The 17,967-nt window shown below is 32.6% G+C and carries 14 protein-coding genes and 1 tRNA gene; 1 reads left to right on the top strand and 14 read right to left on the bottom strand.

Annotated features, from left to right (window positions below):
* Positions 1-100 precede the first annotated feature (100 nt).
* The 9 genes from BLT80_RS06790 to BLT80_RS06750 form a co-directional block, all read right to left on the bottom strand.
* On the bottom strand, positions 101-1,030 hold the full coding sequence (locus tag BLT80_RS06790) for a hypothetical protein (RefSeq protein WP_092466803.1): 930 nt from the start codon (positions 1,028-1,030) through the stop codon (positions 101-103).
* The gene (locus tag BLT80_RS06785) at positions 1,023-2,378 is read right to left on the bottom strand and encodes a tyrosine-type recombinase/integrase (RefSeq protein ID WP_092466802.1); all 1,356 of its coding nucleotides are present in this window, start codon (positions 2,376-2,378) and stop codon (positions 1,023-1,025) included. The genes BLT80_RS06790 and BLT80_RS06785 overlap by 8 nt, the downstream gene beginning before the upstream one ends.
* A 52-nt stretch (positions 2,379-2,430) precedes the next feature.
* A tRNA-Met gene (locus BLT80_RS06780) sits at positions 2,431-2,503 on the bottom strand.
* 172 nt (positions 2,504-2,675) lie between these two features.
* Complete coding sequence (locus BLT80_RS06775) at positions 2,676-3,521, bottom strand: leucine-rich repeat domain-containing protein (RefSeq protein ID WP_092466801.1); 846 nt, start codon at positions 3,519-3,521, stop codon at positions 2,676-2,678.
* 134 nt (positions 3,522-3,655) lie between these two features.
* Complete coding sequence (locus tag BLT80_RS06770) at positions 3,656-3,835, bottom strand: CPXCG motif-containing cysteine-rich protein (RefSeq protein WP_092466800.1); 180 nt, start codon at positions 3,833-3,835, stop codon at positions 3,656-3,658.
* Between the two features lie 6 nt (positions 3,836-3,841).
* Positions 3,842-5,161 (bottom strand): TolC family protein, encoded by a 1,320-nt coding sequence (locus BLT80_RS06765; protein ID WP_092466799.1) that lies wholly within the window; start codon positions 5,159-5,161, stop codon positions 3,842-3,844.
* On the bottom strand, positions 5,151-8,348 hold the full coding sequence (locus BLT80_RS06760) for an efflux RND transporter permease subunit (protein ID WP_092466798.1): 3,198 nt from the start codon (positions 8,346-8,348) through the stop codon (positions 5,151-5,153). The genes BLT80_RS06765 and BLT80_RS06760 overlap by 11 nt, the downstream gene beginning before the upstream one ends.
* The gene (locus BLT80_RS06755; RefSeq protein ID WP_092466797.1) at positions 8,348-9,487 is read right to left on the bottom strand and encodes an efflux RND transporter periplasmic adaptor subunit; all 1,140 of its coding nucleotides are present in this window, start codon (positions 9,485-9,487) and stop codon (positions 8,348-8,350) included. Before BLT80_RS06755 ends, BLT80_RS06760 begins: the two co-directional genes overlap by 1 nt.
* Positions 9,488-9,563: 76 nt before the next feature.
* Positions 9,564-11,471, bottom strand: coding sequence for an ABC-F family ATP-binding cassette domain-containing protein (locus BLT80_RS06750; RefSeq protein WP_092466796.1), 1,908 nt, complete (start codon positions 11,469-11,471; stop codon positions 9,564-9,566).
* Positions 11,472-11,582: 111 nt separating this feature from the next.
* Here BLT80_RS06750 and BLT80_RS06745 point away from each other — a divergent pair, with 111 nt between their 5' ends.
* Entirely contained in the window at positions 11,583-11,990 is a 408-nt protein-coding gene (locus BLT80_RS06745) for a DUF983 domain-containing protein (RefSeq protein ID WP_092466795.1), read from the top strand.
* Here the strand turns inward: BLT80_RS06745 and BLT80_RS06740 are convergent, their stop codons facing one another.
* From BLT80_RS06740 to porK, 5 genes are all read right to left on the bottom strand, one after another.
* Positions 11,991-13,034 (bottom strand): NAD(P)/FAD-dependent oxidoreductase, encoded by a 1,044-nt coding sequence (locus BLT80_RS06740; RefSeq protein WP_092466794.1) that lies wholly within the window; start codon positions 13,032-13,034, stop codon positions 11,991-11,993. It abuts the gene before it with no gap.
* Positions 13,035-13,155: 121 nt separating this feature from the next.
* On the bottom strand, positions 13,156-14,067 hold the full coding sequence (gene porN / locus BLT80_RS06735) for a type IX secretion system ring subunit PorN/GldN (protein WP_092466793.1): 912 nt from the start codon (positions 14,065-14,067) through the stop codon (positions 13,156-13,158).
* A gap of 64 nt (positions 14,068-14,131) precedes the next feature.
* Complete coding sequence (gene porM / locus BLT80_RS06730) at positions 14,132-15,706, bottom strand: type IX secretion system motor protein PorM/GldM (RefSeq protein ID WP_092466792.1); 1,575 nt, start codon at positions 15,704-15,706, stop codon at positions 14,132-14,134.
* A 46-nt stretch (positions 15,707-15,752) separates the two neighbouring features.
* The gene (gene porL, locus BLT80_RS06725; protein ID WP_092466791.1) at positions 15,753-16,388 is read right to left on the bottom strand and encodes a type IX secretion system motor protein PorL/GldL; all 636 of its coding nucleotides are present in this window, start codon (positions 16,386-16,388) and stop codon (positions 15,753-15,755) included.
* Positions 16,389-16,464: 76 nt separating this feature from the next.
* Positions 16,465-17,811, bottom strand: a complete 1,347-nt coding sequence (gene porK, locus BLT80_RS06720) for a T9SS ring complex lipoprotein PorK/GldK (protein WP_449488721.1) — start codon at positions 17,809-17,811, stop codon at positions 16,465-16,467.
* Positions 17,812-17,967 lie beyond the last annotated feature (156 nt).

The following is a 17,967-nucleotide window of genomic DNA, read 5'->3' as shown; positions in this document are numbered from 1 at the left end:
TTGGAATCCAAGAGACCCTAGTAAAGATCAAAAAAACAGATGATTAACTAGATCAAATGACGATTTACACTATTTTAAAATGAAAATAATTGATTAAAAACTATCTGTTTTCCCTCTCTAATTGATACTTAATCATTTTTAATTTACTTGAAACTACCTTTAACTCAAGCTTATTCAATTTTAAAATAGTCGATTTTAGAAGATCTATCTGAGTTTTATAACTAGGATAGTAAGACACACCTTTACGTGCTTTATAATAAGGCGTAGTATACTTGCCTTTTATTAAATAAATAGATTCATCATTACAAGCACCAACAATTTTATTGAGTTTAAAAAATGCTGGAAGTGAAAGTCCTTCTGCTTTATTATCTTTAATATCAAAAAATACATTAGCAACAACCAAACGTTCATCATCAGTAAAACTGTCAAAAAGTTCGGTATTATTCCTAGATGTAGATTGCTTTATTGATTCCGAAATTTCATGATCTTTTCTATTTTCATCTTCTCTCCTATTAATGCGGTCTGGATATTCAATGTCAAGCATTTCATTAAATTCTTTTGAATCTTTATAATTAATAAGTTCAAAATTTTTTAAATAAAAGTATTCATATTTGTCTGTAAGATATATTAGCTCATAATAATTATAATAATTTTCCAAATGATTATGCAAATACTGTAGAGCTTTTTGTTTTGCCATATCAATTATAAATGGCCTAAATGCTTTTAAATCGTTAGCTTCAAAATATTCCTTTATTTCATTGTCTAAAATTTTACTAATTACCTCTTTTTCTTCATCTAGATGAAAATCGTGTCTAAATTCAAAAACCTTATGAGCTTTTGGATACAATTCTTGATTTTTGAAAACATATTTATTATCAGAATCCTCTTTAATTTTTTTCAAAAAAGGAATATAAAATTTTTTAAAAGGTCGTGGATAAGTTTTGGCCTCTTTAAATATTTCAATCAATTCACGTTTATTATCAGTTAAAACTTCTGAATAATGTGAATTATAGTATTCTATATTAGTCATTTTTTATAAGTAATTTAGAATAGTCCTCTGGCAATACTGCATCAATATCACGAAGATATTTTTCTAACGCAGTCATTGTCGCATGACCTGTGATTAACATCAATTTACTTTTAACTTCATATGGAGACATTGTTTTTGCCATTTCTCTATACATGATTGTAATAAAAGTATGTCTAAAACTGTATAAGCCATATTCTACACCTAAACCTAAAGAATCCTTAACTTTTTTGAATCTCTTAGTAAAGAAATCTCTTTTACTATTTTCCGTTGCTTCCCATTTTCCTCCAATACCACTGCTGGTAAATAAAAAATCCTTCTTATCAAATTGCGATAAATTTGGTAATTCTTTTAATAGAATACTAGGTATTATTTTAATCTTTACAGGTTGGTTCTTTGCTCTAACGTATAGTTTCTTATCTTCAAGATCTATATCTCCAATCTTAAGCCTACATACTTCTATTGGTCGTAGTACATTGTAAGACACTAATTGTACATATAAAAACAGAAGTGGATCATTACTTTTCAAATAATCAAATATTTCTTCTATTTCAATTGGTTTGTACGTTTTGTTACGTGTAGGACTACTACGTAATACATTAATTTTTTTAACGAAATTTTCTTTAATTAAATCATTATCCTCAAGTATTTGAAAAAACGAAGCAATATCTGTACGTGAATTATTTCTATTTCTAGAACTAGAATTCAATAATATTGAATTCAAATATTTTATTACCGTTTTCTTTGTAATACAATCGATATCATCCTTCTCCTTAAATTCATTTTCTAGCAACCATTTCTTGAATATATTGATACGACTTTTATATCTTATAAAAGAACTAGCAGCCATCGCTTTTTCCTTTAATTCAAGAGCCAGTTTAAACGCCTCTGAAATAGTAGTTTCAATTTGTTTCTGAGGTGTTGATTCAACAACGGTTGTAACTAATGTAGATTTTTTAGTTTTAGATGTCATACCATCTATTTTGTTTTGTAAATGCTCAACCAAAGTTTCATTATCCTTGTAAGGATTAAATCCTTCTTGTAATACAATCTCTAAGCTTTGCTTTAATACTTTTAAAAGATGGTAACGCGTTCGTTTATCCTTGTATCTATTTACACCACCTTTAATATTGGTTTGTCTTACAAGTTTACCAGTTTTAGGATTTCGGAAAGAATAATAAATATACCAATCCTTATTCAAAGCTTCCATTTTTTCCTTTTTGGACAGCTTTGACCATGAGTTAATATCTACACCACCTGTAAATAATTTAGGATCTGAATAATTAGATTTCATTGGAAAAACGTGTACGATATCGTGTACGTTTTGTAAAAGTAAGAAAAAAGAAGACATAAAAAAACGGATTGTGAGACACAATCCGTTGATTTTAATGGCTTTCGCCTAGTAGCGGGAACTGGACTCGAACCAGTGACCTTCGGGTTATGAGCCCGACGAGCTACCTACTGCTCTATCCCGCGATGTAATCAAAAAATGAATGTCTTAGCTCTTAACTTTCGGTTCATAATGCCGACTCAATCATTTTAGGACTGCAAAGATAATACTTTTTTTCGATTACGAAAGATTAAACAAAAAAAATAACGCTCAAAAAATAAAATTGAGCGTTATTTTCTATTCAATTAGGGCAAAGAATTAATTATCATCTTCTTCTTCAGCATCTAACGTTGCTAATGCTCCTTTTCTATTAACTTCATCTAAATCGAAATCAACGATATTTGGAAGCTTATCTTTTAAAGCTGCAAAATTACCTTTAAATTGATTTTGACCTAATAGTAATGTTTTTAGGTTAGTCAACTGCGCCAATTCATTAGGAATATCACCATAAAATGCATTATTAGACAATACTAATTCTTCCAAATTTGCTAGTCCACCAATAGAGGATGGTATAATTCCTAATAATTGATTATCAAATACGCTTAACACTTTTAATGATTTTAAACTCGATAAATTTGATGGCAGTGTACCAATTAATTGATTGCTGCTTAATATTAAATTTTCTAAGTGAATTAAGCTGCCTATAGAAGCAGGAATTTCACCAGAAAAATCATTATTAAATAATTCCAAAGATTTTAAATTAGATAAATCCCCAATATCTGCAGGGATTCTACCACTAAAAATATTAGAGAATAATTTTAACTCTTCTAAGCTAATCATGCGTACTAAAGAACTTGGTAATTCACCACTTAATTTATTAAATGATAAGTTAAGTATTTTTAGATGTGATAATTTTGAAATTGACTCTGGAAGATTTCCTTTTAAACCATTAAAACTTAAGTTAATGGCAACAACATTATCATCTTCGATGGTTAATCCATGCCATTTTGAAACTGGTTGATCTAAATCCCAAGATTGACTCCAAGAATCACCGTTGGTTGCATTGTATAGATCTACAAGCGCCGCTTTTTGGTCTTTAGAAACTTCTGCAAAAGAGAATATTGATATTAAACAGAATATCAGCGTTATTTTAAGTGTCTTCATAGTGGTTGATTTTTTGTGGAGGGACACAATAACACTACGAATATAACCACTATGACCACGAACAGCAAATTTTTTCGACGAACTACATCTTTCAAATCTTAAAAAACTAAAAATGAACCAATTACAAATTGACACTATTCTATGTTTTGAGCTTCAAAACTTACAATTTCATGGTTATCTATAGCTACTGAAAGTTGAATGGGATTACAACAAATTTCGCAATCCTCTATATAGCTTTGATGGTTTTGAGACAAATCTACTAACATAGAAATCTGTTCCCAACAGTATGGACATTGAAAGAAATGTTCATCCATAATAAATTAAAGTTCAACATTTAGCAACTCACCACTAATTTGTAAAATTTCTAATTCAGATAATTTTGCTGCAAATTTAGCTTGATTTCGACTTAGTTCTGCATTAAGTAAATTTACCTGTGCTTGTCTAAACTCAATAGAATTAACTTGCCCTATTTTGAATTTTTCCTGTGTACGATCAAAATTGTTTTGAGCTGTTACAATATTTTTTTCTTGAATATTATAAATTTCAAGCTTATTCTGGTAATTGTCCCAAGCATTATTAAAATCGCGCTCTATACTCAATAAGATACTTTCCTTTTGAAGCTTTTGCGTTTCAAGATTTACTTTAGCATTCTTTACTCTGGTTAGGGTTGTTCCACCATCAAACAGATTCCAACTTAGATTTAATCCTGCAGACAAGCCTGTATTCGTAGAAACCGCCAAAAGTGATACGGCATTGTTATCATTTTTGTTCCATCCGTAAGAACCAGACAAACCTATTGTTGGTAAATATGCCGATTTACCCGAATTAATATCAAGCTCGCTAATTAAAATATTTTTTTCGGTTTGAAGCAATGCGACATTACGAGATTTTGCTTTTTCAAATAAACTATCTTTTTGAAATTGAAGTGTAAACGCAACGTCTGTTTCAACAGTAAAATCATTAGAATACGTTTCACCTAAAACTAATTTTAAGTCACGCTTAGCTGTTTTTAAATCTTGCTTAGTATTAATTATATTGATACTATCGGTATTAATATCTACTTCTGCATTTAACACTTCTAACTTGGTGTTCTGACCGTATTCAAACTGATATTCAGCTCTTAACAATCTATCTTTCGTATTATTCAACGTTTCTTCTAAAGCATTCAAATTATCAGAAAGCTGAGCCACATTATAATAGATAGAAAACATCTGAAGTATGGTTGTCTCAATAGTTTCTCTGGCTTGTAATTCGGATAACTGATATTGTTCTTTTAATCGTTTATAATTATAACGTCTTCCTAAACCATCAAAAATGGTATAGTTCAAACTCAAACTGGCATTATAATTAGAACTTTCGGCCCCATTTAAAACTGCATCTGGCCTACCATCTGAAAATTCAGCTTCAGTGTTATCTATATTATAATTAGCACCTGCATTACCTGTAAGCGTTGGTAAAAATCCTGTATTAAGAATATTAGTGTTATTCTCAGCAACTGTAACCGCATTTTTTGCGATTTTTACTCCGTAATTATTACCTAAAGCTGCAGAAACGGCCTGTTCTTTGGTTAAAACCTCTTGCGCTTGCAAACCAATACAGCATGCAAAAAACAGAAACGTAAGTATGTTTTTAATGCTCATTTTCTTCATTTTGTTCTTTAATAGCACGTTCTACTTCTTCTTTAGTCACCTTATTTCCTGTAGCTAACCATTTACCGCCCTGTTTAATGCTATTGCTAAATGATAAAAATAAAGGTAAAACCAATAATGTTAAAACAGTCGCATACGCAATTCCGAAAGAAATAGAAATGGCCATAGGCTTTAAAAATTGTGCTTGTCTACTTTTCTCTAATAGCAATGGTGCTAAACCAGCGATAGTTGTTAATGAGGTAAGAAAAATAGCTCTAAAACGTGACTTCCCTGCCTCAGAAAGGGCCAAATCAAACGTCATGCCTTCTTTAAGATTACCATTGAATTTACCAATTAAAACCAAACCATCATTCACCATAATACCAATTAAAGCAATAATCCCTAAAAGTGATAAAATATTAACTTGAAAATCTAGCAACCAATGTCCCCAAGCTACAGCTGTTAGACTAAATGGAATTAATAAAAGAAGCAAAAACGGTTGTGAGTAACTTCTAAATGTAAATGCAATAGTGATATAAATTAATATTAAAATAATAGGACCTGCAACACCTAAAGAACCAACTAATTTATCTTTTTCTCTATTCTGTCCCTCATAAGAGGCATTTATAGTTGGATGCTTAGATTGTAACTGTGGTATAAAAACAGTTTTTATATCATCCATGATATCTGTGGCACTTGTACTCGGATCTTTTAAATCTGCATACACTTGTATTTCTCGTTTACCTTCAAGGTGATTAATAGCAACATCGCCTCTAGCAATACTATAACTTGCAATATCCTTTAAAGTGACACGTTCGCCTGTTGGTGTTACAATTCGCATAGCGTCTAAATCGTTAATAGAACTTCTATTGTTTTTATCGTAACGTACCCAAACTTTAATTTCATCTTGTCCACGTTGAAAACGCTGTGCTTGAGCTCCAAAAAATCCTGAACGAACTTGCGCCATTACAGTTCTTAAATCTAGCCCTAATAAATAAGCACTTTCTTTAAGCTCTAATCGGATTTCTTTTATACCTGCAGGATCGTTATCTCCAATATCCTTAAGTAGCGGATTGGATTCCATGTACTTTTTAAGTTCTAATTTTGAAGCCTTTAATTCTTCGATATTATTACTTAATAAAGATACCGACACAGGACTACCACCAAAGTTTCCACCAGAACCATAAATTAATCGTTCTGTACCTATTACAGGGCCAACTAATTCTTCTAATCGATTGGTAATTAAATCTGATTTTATTTCATCCGGACGTTCTTCTCCTGGTAATAAATTAATTCTTAGCCTTGCGCTAGAACTACTACTAATCTCTACTATCGTATTCTCAAATAATTGTTTTCCTGTACCTTTAAGAAATTTTTCTGTCAGTTCTTCATTTACAATAAACGCTTTCTCTTCTATCATAGAAATAATAGAGTCTGTGATTTTCACATTAGTTCCCGCAGGCATTACTAGCTCTATATTGGCAGCATCACTAGCGACTCTAGGGAACATCGTAACTCCTATCACTCCACCACCAAGCGAACCAAGTGTTAATACTAGTAAAGCTACAAAAACACCTAATGAGAGTAATTTGAATCTTAAAACACGATTTAAAATAGGAGTATACACTCTATCTCTTAAGAAAGACATTAGTCGATCTCCACCGTTATTGATGACTCTCATAAATGAGAAAAACTGTTTTATTTTTGAAGGATTTTCATCAACCTTCTGAGCTCTTAATGCTTTAGAATGCGCTAAGTGAGCCGGTAAGATAATTAACGCTTCTACTAAAGACACCGCTAAGGTTAAAATTACAATGACGGCGACTTCACCAAAAAACTCACCGATTCTACTATCTAAAAAGAAAAACAACGAAAAGGCTAAAAGCGTCGTAATAATTGCAGATACTACAGGTGGAATCACTTCCATGGTTCCATCGATAGCCGCTTGAACTGGACTTTTTCCCTTTTCGTAATGTTGATAAATATTTTCAGCAATTACAATACCATCATCAACTAAAATACCGATAACGATAATCATCCCAAAAAGCGACAATACATTAATAGTCACGTCAAATTGAGCGGCAAAAATAAACATTCCTAAAAATGAAATAGGCAGACCAAAAGCTACCCATAATGCCAAACGTGTATTTAAAAATATCGATAAAAACACTAAAACCAAAATCATACCAACAATAGCATTCTCTGCTAACAATTGGGTTCTTTGCTTTAAGGTCACGGATAAATCTCGTACAACATCTAATCTTATATTAGTATACTTTTGATTGTACTCCTCTATATAGGCATTTACCTTATCTGCTGACGTAATTAAATCTTCATTATTGGTACTTGTAATCGAAATATTTACAGCCAATTCTTTATTAAAATACGTCGCGTTTGGTGTTTCAGAAAAACGATCTCTAATGACCGCAATGTCTTTTAAACGAATTACTTTTCCGTCGGAAGACGCTCTTACAATAATATTAGAAAGCTCGCTACCGTAATATTGTTTGTTGTTTGCTCTTATTAAGTACTCCTCTGCAACCGTTTTTACATTACCACCAGTAACTAAAATATTAGCATTAGTGACAGCCGCTGCCACCTCGTTAAACGTGAGGTTATAAGCCAATAAATCGAGTTCATTAACAGCTATTTCAATTTCTTCTTCAGGAAATCCTGAAATTTCAATTTGAGAGATGCCATCTATTGCCCGTAAATCTGTTTCTACTTGGCGCGCTAATTGTTTTAGTGTTACTAAAGGAATGTCTTTTCCACTAATTGCAAAAGAAATCGTTTCTCGAACTGCTTCTTGTTTAGAAACGACCAGTGGCTCCATACCCGTTGGAAACGAAGGTACACGGTCTACTGCATTTTTGACTTCAAGAAGCATAAAGTCTAAACTCTCCCCCTTTTCAATTTCTACAGTAATACTTCCACTATTTTCTCGCGATGTTGACGTTACGCGATCAACTCCTTTTAGTCCTTTTAGGTTATCTTCAATTTGAAGTACAATCCCTTCTTCAATTTCTTGAGGAGAAGCACCAGGATAAGCTATATTAATATTGATAATTTTAGACTCTGTAAGCGGAAAGAACGACGACTTTAAAGATAAAGCGCCAATAGTACCAAAGACAATAAATGCTATAATAAATATATTTACTGCAACATGATACCTTATAAAATATTCAATTAATTTTCTCATTATTGAATAGAATCAGAAGTTACAGTATCACCTTTTGCTGCTTTAACATGCATTCCTGCATACGCACCAGGCACAGGTTTTCTTAAAATTATAGTCCCATTAGGCACATCCTTTAAAATAACTTTTGCATTAGAAAAGTGTGCTGGTTTCACGGCTATAACATCAAGTAAACTATCGTTAACCACATAAATCTCTTGACTATCTAATAACAGGTTTCTGTCAATCTCAATAGCATTTTCAACCTTTTCAGCATTCAAATTTGCTTCAAGATACATCCCTTCTTTAAGATCTGAATGTTTAACTTCTATATAAGCAGTTATGGTTTGTGTGGTTGCATCTATACTTCCGTTAACACGCGATACTTTACCTTCATAGGTTTTAGTATTATCTAAACTCGTTAAGGCGACACTCTCACCTACTTTTAAAATATCAGCAAAAGACTTACTAACGGCCACTTCCATTTCGTAAACTGAAAGGTTTATAAATTCACCCAGCTTCTGACCATTTCTAACCAACGTCCCTTCTGTAACCAATGCTTCAGTTAATATCCCTGAAAATGGTGCTACGATTCTATATTTTGTTAAACGTTGCTCTAGGTTCTTTACATTGTAAAAAGCGCTTACAATACCACGACCAGTGATGAAGTAATTTTCTTTTTCTCCTGAAATTTCAGGTAATTTTGGAGTTGTTTTATTTAAATCAAAACCATTTAAATACGTTTGCCATTTTTGAAATACATCAGGAAAATCTAAACGTAAATCGGGCATTATAGCAGCAATACTATTATACAAGCCACTTTTTGCAGATTGCACACTGGCATAATATTCCGACGCATCTATGCGAATTAATGTTTCACCTTTATTGAATTTCTGACCTGGCTTAAAAAGCTTTGAACCTGTCTGAAATAATCCTTGAACTTCTGAATACAGCTCTACACGTTGCAAAGCCGTAAGGTTTCCATTAGCCGTAATCACAATAGGTATCGTTGAGTTTTTAACAGTGTCTACAAGAACTGTTTTAACCACTTTAGGTATAACAGGTTTCGGTTTGTGCTTGTTATCAATAAGATAATTAGCATAAATGATTGCACCTATTATTAATGCAACTCCTAAAACGGATAAAATAATTTTTCTTAACATAAGCTCGTTGGTCGTCAATAATTTACAAAGCTAACTTTATAGCTAAGTGAAGCCGTTAAAAAAATCTTAATTATTCTTAAGAAATAGCATCTAAATCAAACTGAACGGTCTCCCAATCTTCCATTAATTTACTCAAAGACTTCTTCTTTTTCTGATAGTCATCAAAAAACTTAGGATCAGAAGCTGTTTTATCGTAATCTGTTGCCAATTTTAAATCATCAGCTTTAATATCTTTTTCAAGTTGATTAATTTTAGACTCAATATTGCTCAACTTATTATTTAAAGACTTTAATTTCTTTTGATCCTCGTAACTCTGCTTATTGCTCTCTTTTGGTTTATCTGCTATAACCGTTCTTTTTTCAGCTTCTCTTAAATTTTCGAGATTACGTTGTTCTAGATAAAAATCAATATCACCTAAATACTCTTTAATATTCTGATCTTTAAATTCGTAAACCGTATCTGTCAACCCTTGAAGAAAATCTCTATCGTGAGATACTAAAATTAAAGTGCCTTCAAATTGCGTTAACGCTTCTTTTAAAACATTTTTAGATTTGATATCTAAGTGATTTGTTGGCTCATCCATAATAAGGACGTTTAATGGCTGCAACAATAACTTAGCCAAAGCTAAACGGTTTCGTTCACCACCAGAAAGTACTCTTACGTATTTCTCTGCTTCTTCACCTCTAAATAAGAACGACCCTAAAATATCACGAACCTTACTTCTATTCGTTTCATTTGCCGCATCAATCATGGTATCTAAAACCGTTTTATTACCATCTAAGTACTCTGCTTGGTTTTGCGCGAAATAACCAATTTGAACATTATGTCCTAAATTTAATTTTCCTTCGTGCTTAATTTCACCAACAATAATTTTAGCTAAAGTTGACTTCCCTTGTCCGTTTTGTCCAACAAAAGCCGTTTTAATATCTCTAGGAACAGCCAAATTCACATTATGCAATACTTGCAAGTCTCCATAGCGTTTAGACACATTTTCCAATTCTACAACAACCTTACCTGGAGTAATAGACACCGGAAACTTTAAAGACATTACACTATTATCATCTTCATCAACTTCAATACGATCTATCTTATCTAATTTTTTAATGAGCGATTGTGCCATGGTCGCTTTAGAAGCTTTAGCTCTAAATTTCTCAATAAGTTTTTCAGTTTGCTGAATTTGTTTCTCCTGATTCTTCTGAGCTGCCAATTGTTGAATCTTCATTTCCTTACGCAACACCAAAAACTGAGAATAAGGCTTATTGTAGTCGTATATTCTACCTAATGAGATTTCAATTGTACGATTGGTAACATTATCTAGAAACATTTTATCGTGAGATACAATAACAACAGCACCAGTGTACCCTTTCAAAAAGTTCTCTAACCAAATAATAGATTCAATATCTAAGTGGTTAGTAGGCTCATCTAAAAGTAATAAATCGTTATTTTGAAGTAACAGTTTTGCTAATTCAATTCGCATTCTCCAACCACCAGAAAAGGTATCGGTTAGCTTATCAAAATCTTCGCGTTTAAAACCTAAACCTTGAAGAATTTTCTCCGTCTCACCCTGATAATTATATCCGCCTAAGATTTCGTATTGGTGTTGTATATCATTCAAATCAACCATTAACTGATGATAGGTCTCACTTTCATAATCGGTACGCTCAGCTAATTGCGTGTTAATATCTTCTAGCTGTGCTTCACACTTTTTAATTTCTTTAAAAGCTTGGTAAGATTCTTCTAATACTGTTTTACCTAAATCGAAATCAATATCTTGCTTTAAGAATCCGATTCTCATATCCTTATCAGCAGCAATCTGACCAGAATCAGCTTCTTGTTCTTTTGATAAAATTCGAAGCATCGTGGATTTCCCTGCTCCATTTTTACCAATTAAACCGATACGATCACCAGGACCGAGTTTAAATGTAATTTCTTCAAAAAGGTATTCTCCTTGAAATGATATAGAAAGATTATGGATATTTAGCATAAGTTTTTTGAATATTACAATTGTGTTTTACGTTACAATTGTTACAGTGCTTCAGTTATATTATTTTATCTTAGCAGTGTCTTAGAAAATGCAAAAGTAAAGGTTTTAGTTATGATTAGAAAAGGAATGAAACTTTATAGTATTCTTTTTGGAGTATGCCCAAAATGTCATCAAGAATCCATGTACCAGAATAAAAACCCTTATGTGCTTTCTGAAGTTATAAAAATGCGAGAAACGTGTTCGCATTGTAAGACAAAATACCAAATAGAACCTTCGTTTTTCTACGGTTCTATGTATGTAAGTTATGGTGTTGGTATTGCTTTTTCGGTAGCGGCTTTTATTATTAGCTATAATATATTAGAATCGTCTTTAACGGTAGCTTTCATAGCTATTGTGGCTACCTTAATTGGATTTATGCCTATAATTATGCGTTTATCTCGTAATATTTGGATAAACCTCTTTATGAGTTATGACAAAGAACTAGCTAAAAAATCGGAAGTAGAAAAGGTAAAGCATTAATTACTCAAAACGATTTACATCAATTTCTGCGTCTAAACTTTCATTATGTTCTATAAATTTAAATAGCTTATCAGCGACGTAAGGAGCAATCATAACACCACGTGTTCCTAATCCATTAAGCACATAAAGATTATGATGCTTTGGATGTCTACCAACCAAAGGGCGTCTATCTTTTACAGTAGGTCTTACCCCTGCGATGTGATTCACAACTTGGAAATCACATGTTATAAATGTCTTTAATTTTGAAATCAATTCTTCTTTGGCTGCTTCTGTTGGTGTATTAGATTTATCATCGTTATTGTACGTTGAACCCACATTATACAAATCATCCCCTAATGGAATAACAAATACAGAAGATTTTATAGCATAATCAATCTTTAACTTTGGAGCTTTAATGGTTAATATTTCTCCTTTGGAGCCTGTAAGCGGAATGGTATTAAAATACGGATTATGCTTTACTCCAAAACCTTCAGCAAATACAATGTGTTTAGCTTTGAGGTTTTCATAATGAATAGCGTTGTCTATAAACTGAATACCATTATGTATAAACGATCGCTCTTCTAGACAATTATTCTTTTTTAAGAAATTCTTGTAATTCGTAATTAGCATTTCCGTATCCAATCGTCCGGCATGTAATACTTCGCCAAATCCATAAGGAGCATCAATTTCAGGATTATCATTTTTAACAAGCTGAAGTGAAAGATAAGGTTCTAAAGATGGTTTATCTGATGCCGTAAACCACTTATTCTGCTCTTCTATAGAAGTGAAACGCCTTAATATTGGTAGTTTATAATCTATTTTTATATTTAACTCGCTTTCAATTTTAGAATATAGAGGTAATGCTAGTGCTAATTGCTCTTTCGCTTTCCATACTTCTGAAAACCGTTTAAGTATAACAGGATTATATAATCCGGCAGCAACTATAGAAGACTTTTGAGAGTCATCATTAAATACTATAAACGATTTATTATTGACTCTTAATTGCTCGCAAAATGATATACTAGCTAAGCCACAACCTACGATGATATAATCTACGTCTTTCATTATTACAAAAGTAAATAAATCTAGACTTCAAAAACCTTTACACAAGAGATAAAAAAAATATTAAAACAAAAAAAACGCTCACTTAAAAAGTGAGCGTTTTTATTATTTTATGTTAAGTTAACTAGTAACTCCACATATCTTGTTCAAAGTTTCTAATCTTATCTTTGATACGTTCTGATTCTAAAAGCTGCATTAATGAGTTTTCTGCAACATACTCTTTTACTTCTCTATCACCATAAACATTTTCTTCTTTGTAGATCATTCCACTAAAGCGTCTACTATTTAATAAATGATCGAAAGACAACGGTACAGCACTATTCTTGTTGTTGAAAGCTTTCGCTTCATGAAGAATATCTCTTATTTCTGGGAAAAATACCCAAAATAAACCAATTGGTTCCTTATTTGTTTCATCGTCAGAGTCAATAAAATTCACATCTGGTGCTGCTGGAGCAATACCTAAAACACGAAATTTCAATTCTCCTTGACGTTTATCAAAGTACCAAAGTCCTTTGATTAAATAAGAATTAATATCTGCTGGTCCAATTTCTCTACGAATCTTGTATTCTTCAGGAACTAGAGCAGTATCAGTAACGCCTTCAGCATTCATCCAATCAATTCCAATATCAGTAATTCGTTCCATTACTAAAGCAGGCGCCAAATCTTCCATGGTACGTTCTTCAGTAAAATATGAATCTGCATATACTTTTGGAATAGTACCATCATTGATGTTTTGCATCAGCACCATATACAATGATTTTCTATCGTCTCCTAAATTGTCTTCAATAGGAAAATATAGAGGGAAATTTGCACGTTCATCTAAAACGATTTTTTCCCAAGTCATTTTAGAAAATAAAATGTCTCTATCTCCGACATATCCATATTCTAAAGGCTTGTCGTTATCTAGAAGTAACTGCGCTTCAGTTTTCATACCAATTTCTTCTGGTATTTTTGCATTTAGGATATTAGCCTGAGCAAACATACTGTTTGCGGCTAAAACACCTATTCCTATACATAAAAAGCTTTTTAAATTCATCTTATCGTTTATTATAATTTGGGATTTTCTTTAATGATGACGTTTTTCCTTAAACAATCATCATTTAGTTTGATACTTCAACCGTTACAGGAGATACACCTTTCAATTGATAAGCGTTATTCCCTTGTATTTTAGCTTTAATATTAAAAATAGTAACTATATCACCCGCACGTGCTCTACCAATTGCTGATTTTGCTTGTGCATTCATTTTAGTACCAGCTACATTTACTGTAGGTTGACCCGGAACTTTAATTTGAAATGATGTTACGTTAATTGGTAAATCAAATACGAAGTCATCTAACTTAGCACCAACAGTACCAATTTCTAAATTACGTTTAGGTAATCTAACCATACCATCCTGTCCAGAAATTGTACCAGTTGGCTTTGGAATATCTTTAATTCTGAATGTTTGTTGATCACTTACTCTAGATCCATCATCTAAGGTAGCAGATACATTAATTGTAACCTCTCTACCTGTTCCTGGATTCATAGTATATTTACCAACACCAGAACCTTTCGATAAACCTGATCCACTAGCTGACACTTTATTATCTGGCACACCAGCAAAAGAAATTGTCATTGGGTTAGCAACACCACGATAAACAACGTTCATCTTATCTGCAGAAATGGTTGCAGAGTTAGGTCTTGGTACAACCACATAGTTGGCTACGATTGGAATTGGTAATTCTTTACCATTTTCAATAAAAGTAAATTCACCTTCAATTGAATGCTCACCTACATTACCAACATTAAAATCTAAAGTTGCCGCTCCAGTAGAGTCAATTGCATTCTTTAAATCTACTTCTTGACCTTGCACAACCAATTTAGTCGGTGGTACATTCGCATATTTCCCAATAACCACACGTCCTTGAAACTTTTCACCTGCGAAAAAAGCAGACTTATCAGCTAAGACAATGGCCTTATAATTATTAAGTGTTGTAGCTTCAGATAATGTATTACCTAAAAATAAGTTGTAAAGGTTAGCCTCTGTTACTTTAACATCATTTTGTAAAGCAGTCAATTTAGTATAAGATGCAATTGCTGGATAACCTTGGAAGTTATAATTTAACCAATCAATTTTCTTTCCATCCTTATTAACCTCTTGTTCTGTGCTAAACGTTTTTTCAAAAGTTTCACTTTCACCTCTATACGCTTCATCTTTAGATAGGATAGCCTTAATGTCTGTTTTGTAATCGTTAAGAGCAGCCATTACCTTGTCTCCTTCTTTTGTTAAACGATCACCCGTAAACCAAGCTTCATCAAGAATATCAGTTTTATCCATAGCTTCAAAAGGTAAATTACCTGTTTTAGGATCAACTTGATATTCTCCTGTTTTAAGTAAATCTACTTTTAAAGTCTCTATAAATTTATAAAATTTATCCGAAGCAATTTGCACTTGTTGTGCTCTTGCTGCTGGGACACTAAATTCCTCAGGTTTTTCTTCACCTTTAGTCTTTAAATCTGCAAGCATCGCTTCATTTCTACTTCCTGTTGCTTCATTAGCATCAGCAAATTTTGCTTCCATTAAACCGAAAGCGGATAGTACTTCTTTAGACATATTCATCGCCATCATAGCAATAAATACTAAGTACATTAAGTTAATCATTTTTTGCCTTGCGGACTGTTTTCCTCCTGCCATTTCTAATTAGTTTTTAATTATTAATTAATTCGATTATAAAAACCAATTAGTTTTTGTTCATTGCAGATAACATACCACCATAAACTCCATTTAAAGATGATAAGTTAGATGCTAATGACTGCATTTGTTCTTTTAATTTAGTCGCATTTTCTACAGCTTCTTCGTTGATTGCTGCTTGACGATTTGCGCTTTCCATTTGCACTTTATAAAGACTATTTAAAGATTCCATTTGAGCTGCTGCTAATGACATTTCTTCGCTATATTTCTTTTGAGCTTGCATACCATCAACTGTAGGAGAAATTCCTTTTGCTGCTCCTTCAAAGTTTTTAATACTGTCACCTAAGCTTGCCATAAGCGCACCATCAATTTTGGCATCTTTTAATAAGTTATCTAATTTTTTAGATAACATACCTTCAGCATCTTTAGGCTCTTCTAAAGCTTTCTTTTTAGATCCTAAAGTTTGTCCACCTGCTAATTCCGGATATACTAATGACCAATCTAAGTCATCTCCTTGTTTTTCGAATGCTGATAACGTAAATACTAGTGCTTCAACAATCATACCTATTGTAAGGATAAGGGATCCATAAGGCCAGTGTTGAATTTTGAATAATGCTCCAACAATTACAATTGCAGCTCCAAGTCCGTAGACCATATTCATTGTTGATAATTTCTTTTGTGCCATGATTTTAAGTTTTTGTTTTCAAATGAGCTTGGTTAATTAATACTCATTTAGGATTAATATTAGGTTTAAGTTAAGTTTAATTAGTTGCTGCGTTTTTAGTTACTTCAGTTCCCATGTAATCTTGAACTGTTCTAAATCCGATATAGCTTCTCGCAGAATCCGCATATTCGTAATCTCTAGAACTCACTTGTAAGAAATAAGCAACATCTTTCCAAGATCCACCTCTAACCACTTTACGTGCATTATCAGGGTCATTTACATTTGGATTAATTGATGATGCAAATTCATAAGATGCAGGATCGTAAGAACCGTTTACCCATTCTGAAACGTTACCTGCCATGTTATATAAATTGAAATCATTAGGATCATAAGAATCCGCTTCAACCGTATATAATGCTTGATCGGCAGCATAATCACCTCTTAATGGTTTAAAGTTAGCCATAAAACAACCTCTGTCATTTTTAGTATAAGGTCCACCCCAAGGGTAAGTTGCCCCTTGCAATCCACCACGTGCAGCATATTCCCATTCAGCTTCAGATGGCAATCTATAAGAATTCACAGGTTGTCTTCCTCTTTTCTTTCTATCTGCATTGTGATACAAAGTTCTCCACTGACAGAACGCTTGCGCTTGTTTCCAAGACACACCAACAACTGGGTAATCTCCATAAGCATCATGCCAGAAATAATCATTATGCATTGGCTCATTATAAGAGTATGCAAAATCTCTAATCCAAGCCGTTGTATCTGGATAAATCTCAACTTCTTGTTGAACTACAACTTCAGAACGCTTTAAACCTCTGTTTTTAGCGGCTTTTTGAATATCCATATAAGTATACTGAAACTTAAATTGCTTTACATCCCAAGTACGTTGACCATTATATGATTCTTCTAATGGTAAATACATACCATCCATGACTTCTGCATACAATTCATCTGGATAATCATCCGTGTTGAAATACAACTTAGCTTCACGATTAATTTTTCTCTGCTCGTTACCATAGGTATTCACCATGTAACTTTCATAAGCGTTAAGATCTTCTGGATTTGCATCTTCATATGCAAATTCTCCAATGTCTCCACTTCCAGGTGTTTTTCCTTCTAAGTCAGCCATCTCAGCTAATTTTAATCTTAGAGTAGAATCTCTTACCCATTCTACAAATTGGCGGTACTCACTATTTGTAATTTCAGTTTCATCCATATAGAATGCACGAACTGTAGCTGTTCTTGTTGGCGCGTCTTGTACTCCAGCTAAATCATCATCTGATTTACCCATAATAAAAGCTCCACCTGGCACCAATGTCATTCCATAGGGCTTTTCTGGATGCCATTTCTTACCTTGTACACCAACCAATTGTCCTCGATCTCCAGAATTACAACTGGCTACCATAACTAGTACTGCGGTTAGTAAAATAAACTTCTTAATATTCATAGTAACTCTAGGTTAAATTAGTCCTTATTATTTTTGAGGTCGTAAACATATTTATATATTTCCGAATAAACAACTTTTTTTATCTTTTTTTTGCACTTTACCCCAAAAATAAGCATTTCATCGATTAAAAAAGTGTTAAAATCCGATTAA

This window comes from Winogradskyella thalassocola (genome assembly GCF_900099995.1).
Lineage (GTDB): Bacteria > Bacteroidota > Bacteroidia > Flavobacteriales > Flavobacteriaceae > Winogradskyella > Winogradskyella thalassocola.
Note: the sequence above shows the minus strand (reverse complement) of the source record. Positions and strands in the feature narration are given on the sequence as shown.